Below are 13085 nucleotides of genomic sequence, written 5' to 3' on the forward strand. Positions count from 1 at the left end.
TATTTATTTCTCCGGGTAAATGGACGGAATCGCTGACGTGATCAGCCTGCGCGCTACGTTCCGCATGCGCTGCTGGTAATAATTGACTTTGAACTTGATGGTTTTTCTCATGGCGATGATGTTCAGTTCGTTCTGCGTGACGCGCTCGTCCTGAACGACAGGGATATTCATCACGCCCATTTCTGCGTCATCGCCGAGCGTGTACTGCTGCACATACTTCAGGAAATCTTCCACTCCGGCATTGCGCAGCCCAGTGATGGAAATCGTCACATCCTCAGAAACCAGCTGATACTGGTTCTGCTGCTCATCGAGGTAAAAACTACCGGCGATCGGCGCAGTATTGCTGCACTTCACCGTTGCATACGGCGGTGACAGGTTCTGCGTCGACAGCATGGCCGGGAACATCGGCATGTACTGGCTCAGCGTCAGCCATACCGGCAATGAGCTCGAAACCACCACGTCAGACAGGTCGATATCATCTGCAGAGTTGATGATCTGCGAGCGCATGTAGGGGAATATTGCCTCCCCTGTGTAGTGATAGAGGTTGGCCGGTTCGTTCAGCCCGGTGCGCCGGGAGAAGGAAAACTGGAGGCCAAAGAACTCGCCGATATACAGGACATCAGATCCGATATCGTTGAACGGATCGATGTCCGCCTGCGCGGTAAACGTCACGACGTTCCGGTCATAGAGCTGCTCATCGTCCTGAATGGTTTCCGTCGTCAGGTGCAGATAACCTTTGACATCGACCGTATCGGGCTCGCTGCTGGGGTCGTCCGACAGAACAGAGGCCTTCACCCAGAACACGAAACCATCGAGGGGCAGCACCTTGCGGATATACTTCGTGAACGTGACCACCTGAAAGCGGCTCAGGTCATCAAGACCCTGCGTCAGCGTGGCGTTAAGCTCTGTTTTTGCAGTTTGCTGCAACTCATCCAGGGAAGGCATTTAGCACCCCGCTCACCCAGGCGCGCATTGCGGCCTGATAGGTTCCAGTATCGATGAATGACGGGCGCGGTGGCCCTTTTTTGTTTTTGAATCGCCGGGATATCCCCTCCAGCGCGCGGCGCGTAGGCACGCCCGGCAATCCGTTCATTTCGGTGTTGTCGAGGAAGGCGACAAACAGGTCATGGATCCGGGACATCGACTCTGCCAGAGGGTCTTTGGCTGGCGGAGCGCCGGCCATCATATTCTCAAGCGACGCGGCCATGTCCTTCGCCATCAGGTCAGCGATGTCGTTGCTGTACCTGTCGAAAAACGTCTGCATGATCTGGTACTTTTCCTCCAGATACTCAGCGACATCTCCGGTTGTGGTGTTCTCGTCCTCGTACGGGACATCAATCACCCCCAGGTGGAAAGTGATCATGACAACCCCCACAGGCTGCCGAACTGCTGGGCAATCATCAGGTACCGGCGCCCCCACGGGTCCTGCAGCATCTGCAGGTCAGCCAGCGACAGGTCTTTGAAGAAGTCCGGCACCAGGCGCTGGGCGCTGGTTGAGTTATCCCCGGCGCCAGTAATCACGCCAGCCTTGAAATTATTCAGTCCATACTCTTTCCTGAACCCGGCGAATACCGATTCCGTGCCGTAGTTGACCAGGAAAGACGCGCCCAGGTTGTACACGGCAACGGTGTACAGGTTCGGCGTGACGCACGCGATATCAGGGTTTACCCACTCAACCGCGCCGCCATACGCCAGGGTGAAAGACGGCGAGTCGTCGGGAACCTGCGCGGCGGTCACGCCCATGTCAGTTCGAACGAATTCGATGAATCCCGACAGGCTCGTTGTCATTTTTTCTTGCTCCCGGATTTTTCAGTCACGATTGTTTCGTTAACCGTTTGGGCGTCTTCGCTGTCTTCGCGACCTTTCGCCTGCTCAGCGCTGACTTCCATCTCGCCGGAATATCCGGTACCGCTTTCGCGTAGAGAGCTATCCAGAGCCGCTACGGATGCCTGGCGGCGGTCGTGAGCGCCACGGGTCAGGTGAATATCGTTATCGCGGATTGCTTTTTCGATCACCGACGCTGATACAGGCTTGTTCAGGCTGTAGCACAGGCCGACAAACGCCTGGCTCTGGTCGATTCTTGTCGAGTCAACCAGACCATAAACCTGGTGATGCTGCACCACTGCATCAACTTCATCAGTTAAGCCATCCAGCACCATCATTTGTTCGCCATGGTTAATCGGGATCTGAATAAGGCGGCCGGTCTCCAGCTTGCGATAGGCGAAAATCTGGCGCTGCTTGGTGGTGTTAGCGATATAGAGTTTCATTGGTTACCCTCGTAAAAAAGCCCCTGCTGAGTTTCCCCGGCAGAGGCTTAACCACTTCAAAGAATGGATTAGGCGCTGTACGCCATGGACAGGATGGTGATTGCTTCAGGACGAACTGCCCAGCCTGCGGTAGAACGCATTTCGGACAGAACATCGATGGCGCCACCAGCGATCGGCGTCGGGATTTCGCGCGGAGCGGCCATGTCTGTAAACATCAGCGCGTTCGCGGCAAGAGACGGAGTCAGCTTGGCGAATTCGTTGGTGTTCACAGTCGAGTTGACCATCGGCACTTCGACCTCAGGGATGGTGATCACCACCGCGTCGGTACCGCCAGCGCCAGCACCGATCAGGGTATCGTCATACACCCAGTCAACCTGGACGTTTGCGCCTTTCAGCACTTCTTTCACCGTGCCGCCGACGGTGTCAGTACCACCACCAGGACGCTGGTAAGAAGTCAACTGGACGATCTGCTGAATTTCCATGGCGCCGAGGACGCGCTGCGGCCCCAGGATAACGACGCGCTGCTGGCGACCCAGCTGCATGGTGCGGGTCAGTGCGGCCTGGACGTGGCCCAGCAGATATACCGCCATCTGGCCATGGTCATAGGTCAGCACGGTGGTGTTGCCGTTGCTGTCCGGAGGCAGAGACTCAGTAGTCGCGCCAGCGGTGTTCAGCAGGCCTTCACCGCCAGCAGGGTTCATGCCGTACAGCAGAGCAGAGCGAAGCTGCTGGAAAATACCCTGACGCATGCCCAGGCGCTGAGCTTCCGGCAGTGCAAAGTTCCAGTTACCGGCAGCGGCCATGTCATGGTGATCGTAGATCCCACGGCAGCGGAACAGGTAGGTTGGGGTGGAAATCATCTTCGCATCCAGCGCCACGCTCGGCAGCTGGTTACCATTACCGGACTGGCTGGAAGTGGTCTGGGTGCGGATGTCCAGGCGGCGCATATAGACGTACTGGTCGCCTACGCCGAGACGGACTTGCGGGTTACCGCTGGCGATGGTTTCAAACGCACCTGACGCCTGCTGGTAACCAATGATCATCTCCGGCGCGATGTACGACGGATTGACGATGGTGTAGCTGGGGGTAATTGCAGCCATTTAATTCAGCTCCCGATTAAAGTAAGACCAGCGCGCAGCTGTCGGTGTTATTCCAGGTCAGGAAACCAGTCGCGCTGTCATAGCTGACAGTCTTGGAGTTGCCTGATTCGATGGCGAGCACTTTTACCGGCAGCGTGATGTCGGAAAGCGTAACTGCGCCGATAGTGCCCTGCGTGGTTGCAGCGCCGCCTGGTGCAGTTGCCGGGGCATAGGTGAAGGTAGTTGCGTTCACGACTGAAAGCACGACCACTGTGCCGTTGTACGCCGCAGGAGCGACGCCGCTGATTTTCACGTACTGACCAGCAGTCAGGCCATGATCTGAATCGGTTACCGCTGTCGCCACGCCATTGGCATAGGTCACAGCAGTTGTCGCAATATCAGAACCGGCGAAACCGGCCGCCGCCGCGGTGGTGATCTGGTTGTTCACAAAATCCCAGGCCAGCGGAGTTTTCACTGAGGCGCCAGTGGTGCCCAGCGCTACAACCTGCGCAGATGCCTTCAGCGGAACACGCATGTTAGAGCCCAGGCGGTAGTACGAAACGCTCATGCCGGATGCGTAGAGCGGAACCGGTGACTGAGGAGTGGTCAGGCCGTTGTGAGCCTGATTGAATACAGTGAAGCCTTCCAGTTCGGCAACAGACACCGCGCGGCGGATAAACGAACCGCGAGGGCTTGAACTGGTACCAGGAAGAAGCTCAGCAACCGGCAGGCCGCCCCACAGAGGTTTGGTTTCGGTTGCAGCCACGGTGCCCGCTGCCAGATTGAAGCGGTTGGCCGGGTCATCGAGCGCCACGCCCTGAATATAACCGTCGGACTGCACACCGAAGGAGCCCAGCGCGTTCGTGGTTGCCATCGGGTTAAGAGATAAGTTAGCCATGCTTGAGAGCTCCCGTTAAGCCTGGTTGTTGAAACTGGTGACCTGACGCTTGCCGGACTGGAACGGAGCCCAGGTAGCAGCAGGATCGCCTTCGAAGGTGCTGATCTGGCGACCGGTCGCATCAGCGCGTTTAATTTCGCGCAGCATGCCGGGGCCAACAGACAGGCTTGCCGATTTCTGCGCGTCGGCGTAGATCGTCTTCTCGGCCACGCTCAGCAGGGCTGAGTCAGCGATAGAGGACAGGTCGACGGTTTTGAAGTCAGGCGAATGCTCTTGCAGCTGGATCATCAGGCGGCGGCGATATGCCAGCGGCTTTTCACCAGACAGTGGCACCGGAGCGCGCTTGCCGAAGCAGGAGAACACGCTATCAGCCTTCACCTGTGCGTCGGCGACTTCGTTACGCTCTTCATCGCTCAACTCGGTTGGGATGCGGGAGCGCAGGTCGGCGATCTGCTGACGCAGTTCAGAATCAGCTTTTTCTTTCGCCATACGTTCTGCCTCTTCCGCGTCGGCCTTCTCTTTGGCTTCAGCGTCTGCTTTTTCCTTCGCGGCTTTCTCTTCCGCGTCAGCTTTGGCTTTCGCCTCTTCGGCCTCTTTCGCCTCAGCATCAGCCTTTTCTTTCTTGGCTGCTTCTTCGGCATCGGCCTTGGCTTTCAGGTCTGCTGCTTCTGAGTCAGCCTTAGCCATGCGTGCGTCAATCGCCTTATTGATTAGCGCTACGATTTTTTCCTCGTCCATCTTTTCAGCCTCGTTTGGAATGGAATCAGATTTAACACCAGTAGGGGCAAGGAGCTTGTCCCATACGCCCTGTTCACAAATTGCAACGTGGTCGAGCAATACCGGGGAACCTTCCACCAATAGAGGCTGACCGTCGATTTTGATGATTGAGTCCTGCGCTTCGCTATACGTGACGGTTGGCGAGGTACTCAGCTGACGTGTCGCCATAATTTCGGCGGCTTCAGCGTCGTACACCCGGCCAATAGTCCAGACCTCGCCATTATCAGCAACCCAACTGTTCGTAAGGGTCCCGATAACACGCTTCGCAAATTCATCGCTATCGAGCTTGTTTTTCTCCGGGTGCAGCCAGATAAGCGGTACACCGGCAACTCGCTGGAGAAACTCTGGGGTGAGATAGTCGTCCGGGTTACGGAAGGCCATCTGTTGATCTGCAGAGCGCCAGGTAACCCCTGTTCCGGTTACCCAATTACCAAGTTGCACGGCCTCCGCATGCTGAATAAGGACCTCTTTATGCAGGTTCCATTATCGTCGGCTGACAGCACTAACGTTGCCAGGAATATCGGCATTAACAAGTCGTGGGATAAATCAGCCTACGCGCCGGCTAGCAAAGAAACACGCGCTGCGGTGCTGGTCGAACGCATTGAATCCTTCAACTCTGCAAGTTCGCTGAATTACGACGCAGAACGTGATCGGTTCACGCCGCAACTTGCTTTCGAGGTGTAATTCAATGATCGGAAAATACTCTCTTATCTATGCAGATCCTCCCTGGTCTTACGGCAACACCATCAGCAATGGTGCCGCTGCCGACCACTATTTCACCATGAAGCTAATCGACATCAAGCGCCTACCAGTCTGGGAACTTGCCGCCGAAAACTCGGTGCTGGCGATGTGGTACACCGGCACGCATAACCAGGAGGCGATAGAGCTGGCCGAAGCCTGGGGCTTTACCGTTCGCACGATGAAGGGCTTTACCTGGGTGAAGCTGAATCAGAACGCCGAGCTGCGCATCAACAAGGCGCTGGCCGAGTGTGACATCACCGACTTTTACGACTTCCTCGATTTGCTTAATGCCGAGACGCGCATGAACGGTGGCAACCACACCCGGGCCAATACCGAAGATCTGCTGATTGCCACTCGCGGCGCCGGGCTGGAGCGAAAGCACGCCGGGATTAAGCAGGTAGTCTACAGCCCGCTCGGCGCGCATAGCGAAAAGCCGTGGGAAGTTCGCCACCGGCTGGAGCTGCTTTACGGAGATGTGCCGCGGATTGAGCTTTTCAGCCGCAGCGCGGCTCCAGGCTGGCATCACTGGGGAAATCAGTGCGCTACCGCCGCGGTAGAACTGCTTCCCGGCTGCGCCATCGATGTTATGAAAACGGAGGCCGCATGACGCCAGAAACAGACAACGCCATCCGCGCCGCCTGCCGCCGCTGCACCGAAGAAATCCAGCAGGCCATGCGCAAGAAACCAAAGCCTAACTGGAACGAAACGGTTCCTCCCATCATCAACAAGCATCACAAGAAAATTGAAGCTCTGGGAGTTAGCCTTCTGGAGTTCGTCGTATACACAGGTCGGCTTAATCGCCGATTCGGAGTAGAACAATGACAACAGAATTTAAAGCCCTACCCGTCGAACGCGACCAGTACGGTTACTGGACTCACCCGCTTTACGATGAGTTTTGTGATGGCCGAGAATCCATTTCGCCCATTGAGTTCAACGCATGGCTGGAGAAGAACGGCCTCGAGTGGAAAGTGATTTACCGCGATGAGGACAACGCTGATCCAGATGTTGACGGTTATGACATTTCAGCTTGGCAGCCAGAAACACCTGCCGGCGATGGTTGGTTTGTGGGTTCAATTCACGACACGGAAGATGGCGCGGTCTGCATCTGGCTAAGGGCGAAGCCGTAATGGTGATATTTAAAACTCGGGAGCTTATGGCTCCCTTTTTATTGCTGGCGTTCACCTTCAACCGAATTAACCGACAGTTCCGGGAGCATATATGAAACGAACATCCATCGCATTAGCTGTCATGGCCGGGACCTTGGCGTCGGTGAAGTCGTGGAACATCGCAGAAATTCCCCCTTCCCTATATACCGGAAATAGCTACCCGGTTAGTGGTGGAAAGACTGGCATTGCCGCGGCACGCAGAGCCGCCAAGAAACGCAGGAGAGCACGAAATGGCTGACATCATTGATACCGCAGCAGAGATTGAAGAGCTTCAGCGTAACGCTGCCCTTTCCGCTCACCGCATCAACCGCAATGCCGTATCAGCTGAGCATTGCGCGGAGTGCGGCGAGGATATCCCGGCGCCGCGGCGCTCTGCCGTTCCCGGCTGCCAGACCTGCGCTGAGTGCCAGGTCGTCATCGAGTTGAGGAATAAACAGAGGGGGATCCAGTGAAAGAGCGAGGAATGATTTTTAACGGAGAGATGGTGCGCGCCATCCTCGATGGCGGCAAGACGCAGACGCGGCGGCCAGTGAAGGTCCCACACATTGATAGAGATGCAATGTGCGAATTATCTGGCAATGAATTGGCTGGTGAGTTATCGGCTGGAAATTACAGAAACAGCCCACACGGTAAACCAGGTGATCGTATCTGGGTGCGGGAGACTTGGGCACGCTACAACATCGACCAGGATAGCCACGATATGGCTTACCGAGCTACGCCACCTGCAGACTGGCCGGAAGAAGGAAGATGGCGTCCATCAATTCACATGCCGCGCTGGGCCAGTCGCCTAATACTGGAAATTACCGGTGTGCGAGTTGAGCGATTGCAGGCCATTACCCTTGGGGATATCTGTAAAGAAATCGGCTGTAGTCTTTACGACTTTCGCCCTGCCACTTATGGCTTTCAGGTGTGGGAAGAGCTGTGGAAGTCCATCTACGGCGAAGAAAACTGGCAGGCCAACCCCTGGGTCTGGGTAATCGAATTTAAGGTGGTGCCCAATGTTCAGGATAATCCAGCCTAATACCTGGTACGCCGATCCCCACGGCGCGCCCTGCAAAATCCTCCGCGCTACCCACGAAGTCATCCACTACATCCGCAACGGCCGCACCTGCATCTCCAGCATGGGCCGCTTTCAACACGAATTCGAACCGCTGACCAAAGCACAGGCCGAGCGGATTGCCGAAGAAATCGAAACAGCAAACCACCTGAAGAAGCTGCGTGCCCAGCGTGCGGCATGAGGAGAAATTATGGGAAAGATGACGTTCGTATTTGAGTTTGAGGATGGTAAAGAGCCGCCGGTTAGCGCTGGTATGGAGTATTTGGGTGGGAAGATTGTAGCGGCTGCTTTTCGTGATGCTCTCGAAGAGCCTGAAGTATGTGACGAGATCGCCCCTGACCCTGAATATCTGGAAAAAATCCGCAGTCAATTATGACGCAACTGATAGCCAGTTATGAGCTGGCTATTGGGTGCGAAAGCACTGCCACGCTATCCCTTTTGCCCGGCCCCGCGCCGGGCTTCTTTTTACAGGTGACAAAATGAAAAATGGTTTACTGCTACTGGCTGTCCTGGCGCTTTCAGCGTGTGATGTGAATGATGCGGATGTTGCCAGCCGTAACGTCAGCAAAGCCGCTGACAATTTCGAAGCTCAGCGTCGCTTTGTTTTTTATAACGGCATCACCGGCGAATTCATGCTGGAGATCACCGGGCTTTGCTCCAAAGACAATACCAGCACCGATCGTACCCTTGGCGTCATCTGCAAGACCGGACCAGGCGTCTACAAAAAGCACATGCTCGGCCTGTCGGATAACGTGACCTGGTTCATGGAAGATCTTAGCGGCACGAACGCCAGCGTGAACCAATATCGCGTCACCTTCAAACCTTCCGTAATCATCCCTGACATCGACATCCGCTAACCGCTTAACAGCAGGATCGCCCTATGCATTCAAACCCCATGACCTGGCTCATCGCCGCACTTATGGCGCTGGGCGCTCTCATCTCATTTCTTCACGAACCGGAAGGTGTGCAATGGCTGCTTTTATTGTGGGTGCATTAGTCCAGAAGAAGACCGGCGGGATCAGAGGAAGAATAGAAAGCCTGCTGGAGCCGGAAAACGATAAGGCCCGGGTTTATGTCGCTTGGGATGGCGGCACTTATCAGATCCATTACGAATACGAACTGCGCGCGGCCACGCCAGACCAGCCGCAGTTTTATAAAACGATGTCATAGGAGGGGAGATGGTTACAGCTGAGCCACTCACTGCGCAGAAAGCGGCAAAACTCCTGAAGGTCTCCCCGAGGACTGTCTACCGCCTCATCGACTCCGGCCAACTCGCCGGGAAGAAGATCGGGAACAAATACCGCACGACCGACGTCGCCTGTATTGCGTATTTACATGACCCGCGCGATCCTGTTTCCGCGAGCGCGGGTGAACATAAAGGAGAAATTTTATGTCAATCACCCTCAGAGGCGGCGTCTGGCACTGTCATTTCGTTACGCCGTCAGGGAAAAGAATTAGACAATCTCTTGGCACGGGGGACAAGAAACAAGCGCAGGAGCTGCACGACAAGCTGAAGGCTGAAGCGTGGCGGGTAGATAAAATCGGGGAACTGCCGACGAGGACGTTTGAGGAATGTTGCATCAGGTGGATCCGTGAGAAAGAGCATAAGCGATCCCTCGATGACGATAAGACCAAAATCGAATACTTCCTTCGGCATTTCTCCGGCCGGGATATTTCGACCATCACGGCGGACCAGGTAAACGAAGCAGTTTCGAAGATGGTCAACCGCAAGCACATCCAGGTGTGGGAGTCACGCCGGGACGCTGCTATACGTCGGGGAAAGGAGCCGCCGCCGTACACTGAAAAGCCAGTAAGCCAGGCAACAAAGAGCCAGCACCTGTCTTTTATGCGATCGCTGCTGAAAACTGCAGCTAATGACTGGGGATGGATAAAGTCGCCCCCCGTCATTAAGACCAAAAAGCCAATCAGCAAACGCATCCGCTGGCTGACCCGGGAAGAGGCAGAACGGCTTATCGCCTGCATGCCGGAGTCGATCAAGCCGGTGGTGATATTTGCGCTGGCAACCGGCCTGCGCCGCTCCAACATCATTGATCTGGAGTGGCAGCAGGTCGATATGCAGAGAAAGGTTGCATGGGTAAATCCGGAGAACGCGAAGGCGGGCAAGGCTATCGGCGTGGCTCTGAATGATACCGCATGCAGGGTGTTAAGGGATCAGATCGGGAAAAGTTCCAGGTGGGTATTCGTTCACACGAAACCATCAACGCGCCCGGACAAAACCGTCACTCCGGCTGTCCGTAAAATGCGAGTGGACGATAACAGTGCCTGGCGCATTGGTCTGGCAAAAGCAGGTATAGAGGACTTCCGTTTTCACGACCTCAGGCATACTTGGGCGAGCTGGTTAATTCAGTCCGGCGTACCGCTGTCCGTGCTGCAGGAAATGGGCGGCTGGGAGTCGATCGAAATGGTCCGTCGTTATGCTCACCTGGCGCCGAACCATTTAAGTGAACACGCGCGGAAAATAGATGCCATTTTTGGCAACCATGACACAAATACGACACAAGGAGAAAATCAGGCTGGTTTGAAACTGGCGTAAGTTCCTGTTTCTAAATGGCACGCCCTGTAGGATTCGAACCTACGACCTACGGCTTAGAAGGCCGTTGCTCTATCCAACTGAGCTAAGGGCGCACTGAGAAGAGTGAACTTCGCGGTGGTGAAACGCGAAGAATTATACGGTCAATGTCAGGTGAGTCAATGCCTTTTCCGTTTTCAGGCCCAATAACGACTAGTCGGTTGTAAATACGGCTGTTTTTTCAACATTATCATCAAATTCACCGTAAAATTATGCGCTGCGAAAAGGCTTAGTGGCATTTAAGTAACGCCTGCTGTTTTCCTGAACGTCACCTCGTCACACTAGTAAGAGGTATCCCGGCCGCCCGGAGGCTGACAGACAACAGGACAATGGAGTGACAGCGCAAAACCTGATCTATACGCCCCCCCAGCTACAGACCCTTTCTCAGGACATCGTCGGCATTAAACTTGAGCCCATTGTCGCCCTCACCTCTTTGCGTCAGATTGGCGCTGAGGTGCTTAGCATCATGTCCGAAACGCGGCACAGTGAGGCGTTTTTCCACCGTCAGTCCGCAGAAGAGTCGATAACCCTGCTTGAAGCGCAGCTTGTCACGTTAAAAAATACACCGCACTGTCATAACCTTTTTATTAATCTGCCGATAACCGTCCTGACAGAGTCAGAATCTTTTCAGCGACTTATCCGGCTGAGTGGGGCTCCGCTGAATATTGAGATCGTCGATCTCGCGGCTTTTTTAGCGCTGTCTGTTGCACAGAAACAGAGCGTCATTCAGAACCTGCAGCAACTCAGAAGGCAGGGGCACAGCATCTGGCTGGATGATATTGATGAAGTATTAATATCGTCGTTTATATCCTGTCGCCTACCGTTAAGCGGCATCAAGATTGATAAAGAAGCTTTCTGGCGCTTACGCGCCACCCCTGCGCTGAGGCAACTGGTTTCACTTTGCTTTCAGCTTGCCGGGAAAGTTCTTATCGAAGGGATTGAAACTGAGCGCGATCACACCTGGGCACTGCAGGCGGGCGCAGATCTCGGCCAGGGGTATTACTGGCCGTCCTGGACATGGCCGGAGGATTAAAAAGCCATTTCCAGGAGGGAGACCATGCGAATGACAGTGCGCCGTTACAGGCGGCGGCGTACAGGAAGTGATGCATTGGGATTTACGCACTCGCCTTTTGCTCCCCCCTTTTTCGACCGACTCGAATTTTTGAGCCAGTCCATCAGCCAGCCCCGCAAAACAGACGCCCCGTTTATCCTTCTGGTGACGGAGGATCACTTCCTGCGCACCGGTTTTCTCAACGGGCAGTTTCCCCTGAGCAGTTGCTGCGACTACGCCACGCTGGACGACGCCCTTGTCGCTCAGACGCAGTGGCCATCAGCCCGTCTGGTCGTGGATATTGAAAGCCGCTCCACGGGGCTTCTGGAGAAACTGGATCAGTTGAGACGGCATAGCCTGTTTCCTCCTTTCCTTACGCCCTGGCTGTTGGTCCGGGCCGATAATTACGACACCCGCCTCTTCTGCAAAGCGGCAGGTCCCTTTCATGTGCTCGAACGTCAGCTGAACGCCACTGCGCTCCAGCACAGCCTGCTGGATACCCGCCCCCCGCAGGGTACCGGGAAAGACTGGTTCTCGCGTAATGAATGGCCCATCCTGCAGGAGCTTTCCCGGGGCAAGACATTACGTCAGATTGCCCATATGCAGAATCGTCCCTATAGCCGCATTATCTATCGTCTTAGCTGCATCCTGCTGAAACTCGGGCTAAGCCATCGCCAGGAATTGCTGCATCTTCTTAATAACCTCTCAGACTGCACGTTTTCACTCACATCCTAACCCCTTATTTCCTAAAGCGGTTTAGGAATTTACTTACCACTTACGTTGCAAAAATGTTAATTCTTAACAATAAAATCGAAATTATAACTATTCCTAATTTATGGGCGTGAACCTTGTGAAATACCACAAATTGACGAAACAGCAGAACTTTCCTCCATCCGTTAAGTGAATGCAGAAGGCGTTAATAAGATGATAATGATGTAAAAACAAGCAGCTTGGTGACACCTTCCAGGAGTAAAAAGCGAAGCGGTCAGCATGTTCTCCTGTACAGCAGACACCGTTATCCAGGTCAACGTAAGAACTTTCAGATGAAGGTCTGACGGCCTGTGAGGGTAATTTTTAACCTCTCCATAGCGGGTTCGCCCCTTTAAAAAAGGCGTAATTCTATTAACAATTAATCAACATACAGAGATATCTGTTATTTTTTGTTATTACATAAAGACGAAAATATGCGGTAAATGAGATACCAGGACATTTCCGCTAATTTTAAAAAATTAGCTATTCAGATCCAGAAGATAATACAAACCAACACGCGGATATTAATTTACAGGGTTTTCGGAAAAAACTTACCCTGTATAATAAGATGCGTACCAAATCTGAATAAGAAAAACCTTTTTGCCAACACCAGCCAAATGAGATGACCGCGCTGAGGCATAGTTCTTTTCATTACGTAAACAAGGATGCTTTCGCTCTTTCCAGGGAAATACTTCGGTATAGGGATCTG

The 13085-nt window shown here is 54.2% G+C and carries 19 protein-coding genes, 1 tRNA gene and 2 pseudogenes; 14 read left to right on the forward strand and 8 right to left on the reverse strand.

Features of this window, described 5'->3' with window-relative positions; all coding sequences use genetic code 11:
• Nucleotides 1–3: 3 nt before the first annotated feature.
• The 7 genes and pseudogenes from JGF26_RS05090 to JGF26_RS05120 form a co-directional block, all read right to left on the reverse strand.
• Complete coding sequence (locus JGF26_RS05090) at nucleotides 4–945, reverse strand: hypothetical protein (protein WP_134707232.1); 942 nt, start codon at nucleotides 943–945, stop codon at nucleotides 4–6.
• Nucleotides 929–1363 (reverse strand): hypothetical protein, encoded by a 435-nt coding sequence (locus JGF26_RS05095; protein WP_134707231.1) that lies wholly within the window; start codon nucleotides 1361–1363, stop codon nucleotides 929–931. The genes JGF26_RS05090 and JGF26_RS05095 overlap by 17 nt, the downstream gene beginning before the upstream one ends.
• Nucleotides 1360–1788, reverse strand: a complete 429-nt coding sequence (locus JGF26_RS05100) for a hypothetical protein (RefSeq protein ID WP_134707230.1) — start codon at nucleotides 1786–1788, stop codon at nucleotides 1360–1362. The genes JGF26_RS05095 and JGF26_RS05100 overlap by 4 nt, the downstream gene beginning before the upstream one ends.
• Nucleotides 1785–2267: a hypothetical protein gene (locus tag JGF26_RS05105; RefSeq protein ID WP_134707229.1), complete on the reverse strand. Its 483-nt coding sequence runs from the start codon at nucleotides 2265–2267 to the stop codon at nucleotides 1785–1787. Before JGF26_RS05105 ends, JGF26_RS05100 begins: the two co-directional genes overlap by 4 nt.
• Before the next feature lie 68 nt (nucleotides 2268–2335).
• Nucleotides 2336–3367 carry a hypothetical protein gene (locus JGF26_RS05110; protein ID WP_045407450.1) on the reverse strand — a complete coding sequence of 344 codons (1032 nt, stop codon included), beginning with the start codon at nucleotides 3365–3367 and terminating at the stop codon, nucleotides 2336–2338.
• Nucleotides 3368–3383: 16 nt separating this feature from the next.
• A complete protein-coding gene (locus tag JGF26_RS05115) occupies nucleotides 3384–4244 on the reverse strand; it encodes a hypothetical protein (protein ID WP_134707228.1) in 861 nt (286 codons plus the stop codon).
• A 15-nt stretch (nucleotides 4245–4259) separates the two neighbouring features.
• Nucleotides 4260–5444 (reverse strand): annotated as a pseudogene (locus JGF26_RS05120) (DUF2213 domain-containing protein); the annotation flags it as partial.
• Here JGF26_RS05120 and JGF26_RS05125 point away from each other — a divergent pair.
• The 12 genes and pseudogenes from JGF26_RS05125 to JGF26_RS22340 form a co-directional block, all read left to right on the forward strand.
• A pseudogene (locus JGF26_RS05125) lies at nucleotides 5436–5705 on the forward strand (hypothetical protein); the annotation flags it as partial. The pseudogenes JGF26_RS05120 and JGF26_RS05125 sit on opposite strands and share 9 nt — an antisense overlap.
• 7 nt (nucleotides 5706–5712) lie before the next feature.
• On the forward strand, nucleotides 5713–6369 hold the full coding sequence (locus tag JGF26_RS05130; RefSeq protein WP_134707628.1) for an MT-A70 family methyltransferase: 657 nt from the start codon (nucleotides 5713–5715) through the stop codon (nucleotides 6367–6369).
• Nucleotides 6366–6584: a hypothetical protein gene (locus JGF26_RS05135; RefSeq protein WP_063623493.1), complete on the forward strand. Its 219-nt coding sequence runs from the start codon at nucleotides 6366–6368 to the stop codon at nucleotides 6582–6584. The genes JGF26_RS05130 and JGF26_RS05135 overlap by 4 nt, the downstream gene beginning before the upstream one ends.
• Entirely contained in the window at nucleotides 6581–6889 is a 309-nt protein-coding gene (locus tag JGF26_RS05140) for a hypothetical protein (RefSeq protein WP_134707226.1), read from the forward strand. The genes JGF26_RS05135 and JGF26_RS05140 overlap by 4 nt, the downstream gene beginning before the upstream one ends.
• 269 nt (nucleotides 6890–7158) lie before the next feature.
• Complete coding sequence (locus JGF26_RS05145; RefSeq protein ID WP_134707225.1) at nucleotides 7159–7380, forward strand: TraR/DksA family transcriptional regulator; 222 nt, start codon at nucleotides 7159–7161, stop codon at nucleotides 7378–7380.
• Entirely contained in the window at nucleotides 7377–7949 is a 573-nt protein-coding gene (locus JGF26_RS05150; RefSeq protein ID WP_238141944.1) for a hypothetical protein, read from the forward strand. The genes JGF26_RS05145 and JGF26_RS05150 overlap by 4 nt, the downstream gene beginning before the upstream one ends.
• A complete protein-coding gene (locus JGF26_RS05155) occupies nucleotides 7927–8166 on the forward strand; it encodes a DUF4222 domain-containing protein (RefSeq protein ID WP_134707224.1) in 240 nt (79 codons plus the stop codon). The genes JGF26_RS05150 and JGF26_RS05155 overlap by 23 nt, the downstream gene beginning before the upstream one ends.
• Before the next feature lie 9 nt (nucleotides 8167–8175).
• Nucleotides 8176–8361 (forward strand): hypothetical protein, encoded by a 186-nt coding sequence (locus JGF26_RS05160; RefSeq protein ID WP_134707223.1) that lies wholly within the window; start codon nucleotides 8176–8178, stop codon nucleotides 8359–8361.
• A 103-nt stretch (nucleotides 8362–8464) separates the two neighbouring features.
• Nucleotides 8465–8842, forward strand: coding sequence for a hypothetical protein (locus JGF26_RS05165; protein WP_134707222.1), 378 nt, complete (start codon nucleotides 8465–8467; stop codon nucleotides 8840–8842).
• 112 nt (nucleotides 8843–8954) lie between these two features.
• Nucleotides 8955–9155: a hypothetical protein gene (locus JGF26_RS05170; protein WP_134707221.1), complete on the forward strand. Its 201-nt coding sequence runs from the start codon at nucleotides 8955–8957 to the stop codon at nucleotides 9153–9155.
• A gap of 8 nt (nucleotides 9156–9163) precedes the next feature.
• The gene (locus JGF26_RS22550; RefSeq protein ID WP_134707220.1) at nucleotides 9164–9499 is read left to right on the forward strand and encodes a helix-turn-helix domain-containing protein; all 336 of its coding nucleotides are present in this window, start codon (nucleotides 9164–9166) and stop codon (nucleotides 9497–9499) included.
• Nucleotides 9382–10539: a site-specific integrase gene (locus tag JGF26_RS22340; protein WP_240739504.1), complete on the forward strand. Its 1158-nt coding sequence runs from the start codon at nucleotides 9382–9384 to the stop codon at nucleotides 10537–10539. The genes JGF26_RS22550 and JGF26_RS22340 overlap by 118 nt, the downstream gene beginning before the upstream one ends.
• Before the next feature lie 15 nt (nucleotides 10540–10554).
• Here the strand turns inward: JGF26_RS22340 and JGF26_RS05180 are convergent.
• Nucleotides 10555–10631: transfer RNA gene (locus JGF26_RS05180), tRNA-Arg, on the reverse strand.
• A 278-nt stretch (nucleotides 10632–10909) separates the two neighbouring features.
• On the opposite strand from JGF26_RS05180, the gene JGF26_RS05185 reads away from it, so the two are divergent.
• Both JGF26_RS05185 and JGF26_RS05190 read left to right on the forward strand, forming a co-directional pair.
• Nucleotides 10910–11608, forward strand: a complete 699-nt coding sequence (locus JGF26_RS05185; RefSeq protein WP_134707219.1) for an EAL domain-containing protein — start codon at nucleotides 10910–10912, stop codon at nucleotides 11606–11608.
• Nucleotides 11609–11632: 24 nt separating this feature from the next.
• Entirely contained in the window at nucleotides 11633–12361 is a 729-nt protein-coding gene (locus JGF26_RS05190) for a response regulator transcription factor (RefSeq protein ID WP_129323868.1), read from the forward strand.
• The last annotated feature ends 724 nt before the right edge of the window (nucleotides 12362–13085 follow it).

Origin of the sequence: Enterobacter sp. E1, from assembly GCF_016809815.1 — a bacterium.
Lineage (GTDB): Bacteria > Pseudomonadota > Gammaproteobacteria > Enterobacterales > Enterobacteriaceae > Enterobacter > Enterobacter adelaidei.

Coding starts and splice junctions, on each gene's coding strand:
- JGF26_RS05090 (WP_134707232.1), bottom strand. CDS start 945: ATGCCTTCCCTGGATGAGTTGCAGCAAACTGCAAAAACAGAGCTTAAC.
- JGF26_RS05095 (WP_134707231.1), bottom strand. CDS start 1,363: ATGATCACTTTCCACCTGGGGGTGATTGATGTCCCGTACGAGGACGAG.
- JGF26_RS05100 (WP_134707230.1), bottom strand. CDS start 1,788: ATGACAACGAGCCTGTCGGGATTCATCGAATTCGTTCGAACTGACATG.
- JGF26_RS05105 (WP_134707229.1), bottom strand. CDS start 2,267: ATGAAACTCTATATCGCTAACACCACCAAGCAGCGCCAGATTTTCGCC.
- JGF26_RS05110 (WP_045407450.1), bottom strand. CDS start 3,367: ATGGCTGCAATTACCCCCAGCTACACCATCGTCAATCCGTCGTACATC.
- JGF26_RS05115 (WP_134707228.1), bottom strand. CDS start 4,244: ATGGCTAACTTATCTCTTAACCCGATGGCAACCACGAACGCGCTGGGC.
- JGF26_RS05135 (WP_063623493.1), top strand. CDS start 6,366: ATGACGCCAGAAACAGACAACGCCATCCGCGCCGCCTGCCGCCGCTGC.
- JGF26_RS05140 (WP_134707226.1), top strand. CDS start 6,581: ATGACAACAGAATTTAAAGCCCTACCCGTCGAACGCGACCAGTACGGT.
- JGF26_RS05145 (WP_134707225.1), top strand. CDS start 7,159: ATGGCTGACATCATTGATACCGCAGCAGAGATTGAAGAGCTTCAGCGT.
- JGF26_RS05155 (WP_134707224.1), top strand. CDS start 7,927: ATGTTCAGGATAATCCAGCCTAATACCTGGTACGCCGATCCCCACGGC.
- JGF26_RS05160 (WP_134707223.1), top strand. CDS start 8,176: ATGGGAAAGATGACGTTCGTATTTGAGTTTGAGGATGGTAAAGAGCCG.
- JGF26_RS05165 (WP_134707222.1), top strand. CDS start 8,465: ATGAAAAATGGTTTACTGCTACTGGCTGTCCTGGCGCTTTCAGCGTGT.
- JGF26_RS05170 (WP_134707221.1), top strand. CDS start 8,955: ATGGCTGCTTTTATTGTGGGTGCATTAGTCCAGAAGAAGACCGGCGGG.
- JGF26_RS22550 (WP_134707220.1), top strand. CDS start 9,164: ATGGTTACAGCTGAGCCACTCACTGCGCAGAAAGCGGCAAAACTCCTG.
- JGF26_RS05190 (WP_129323868.1), top strand. CDS start 11,633: ATGCGAATGACAGTGCGCCGTTACAGGCGGCGGCGTACAGGAAGTGAT.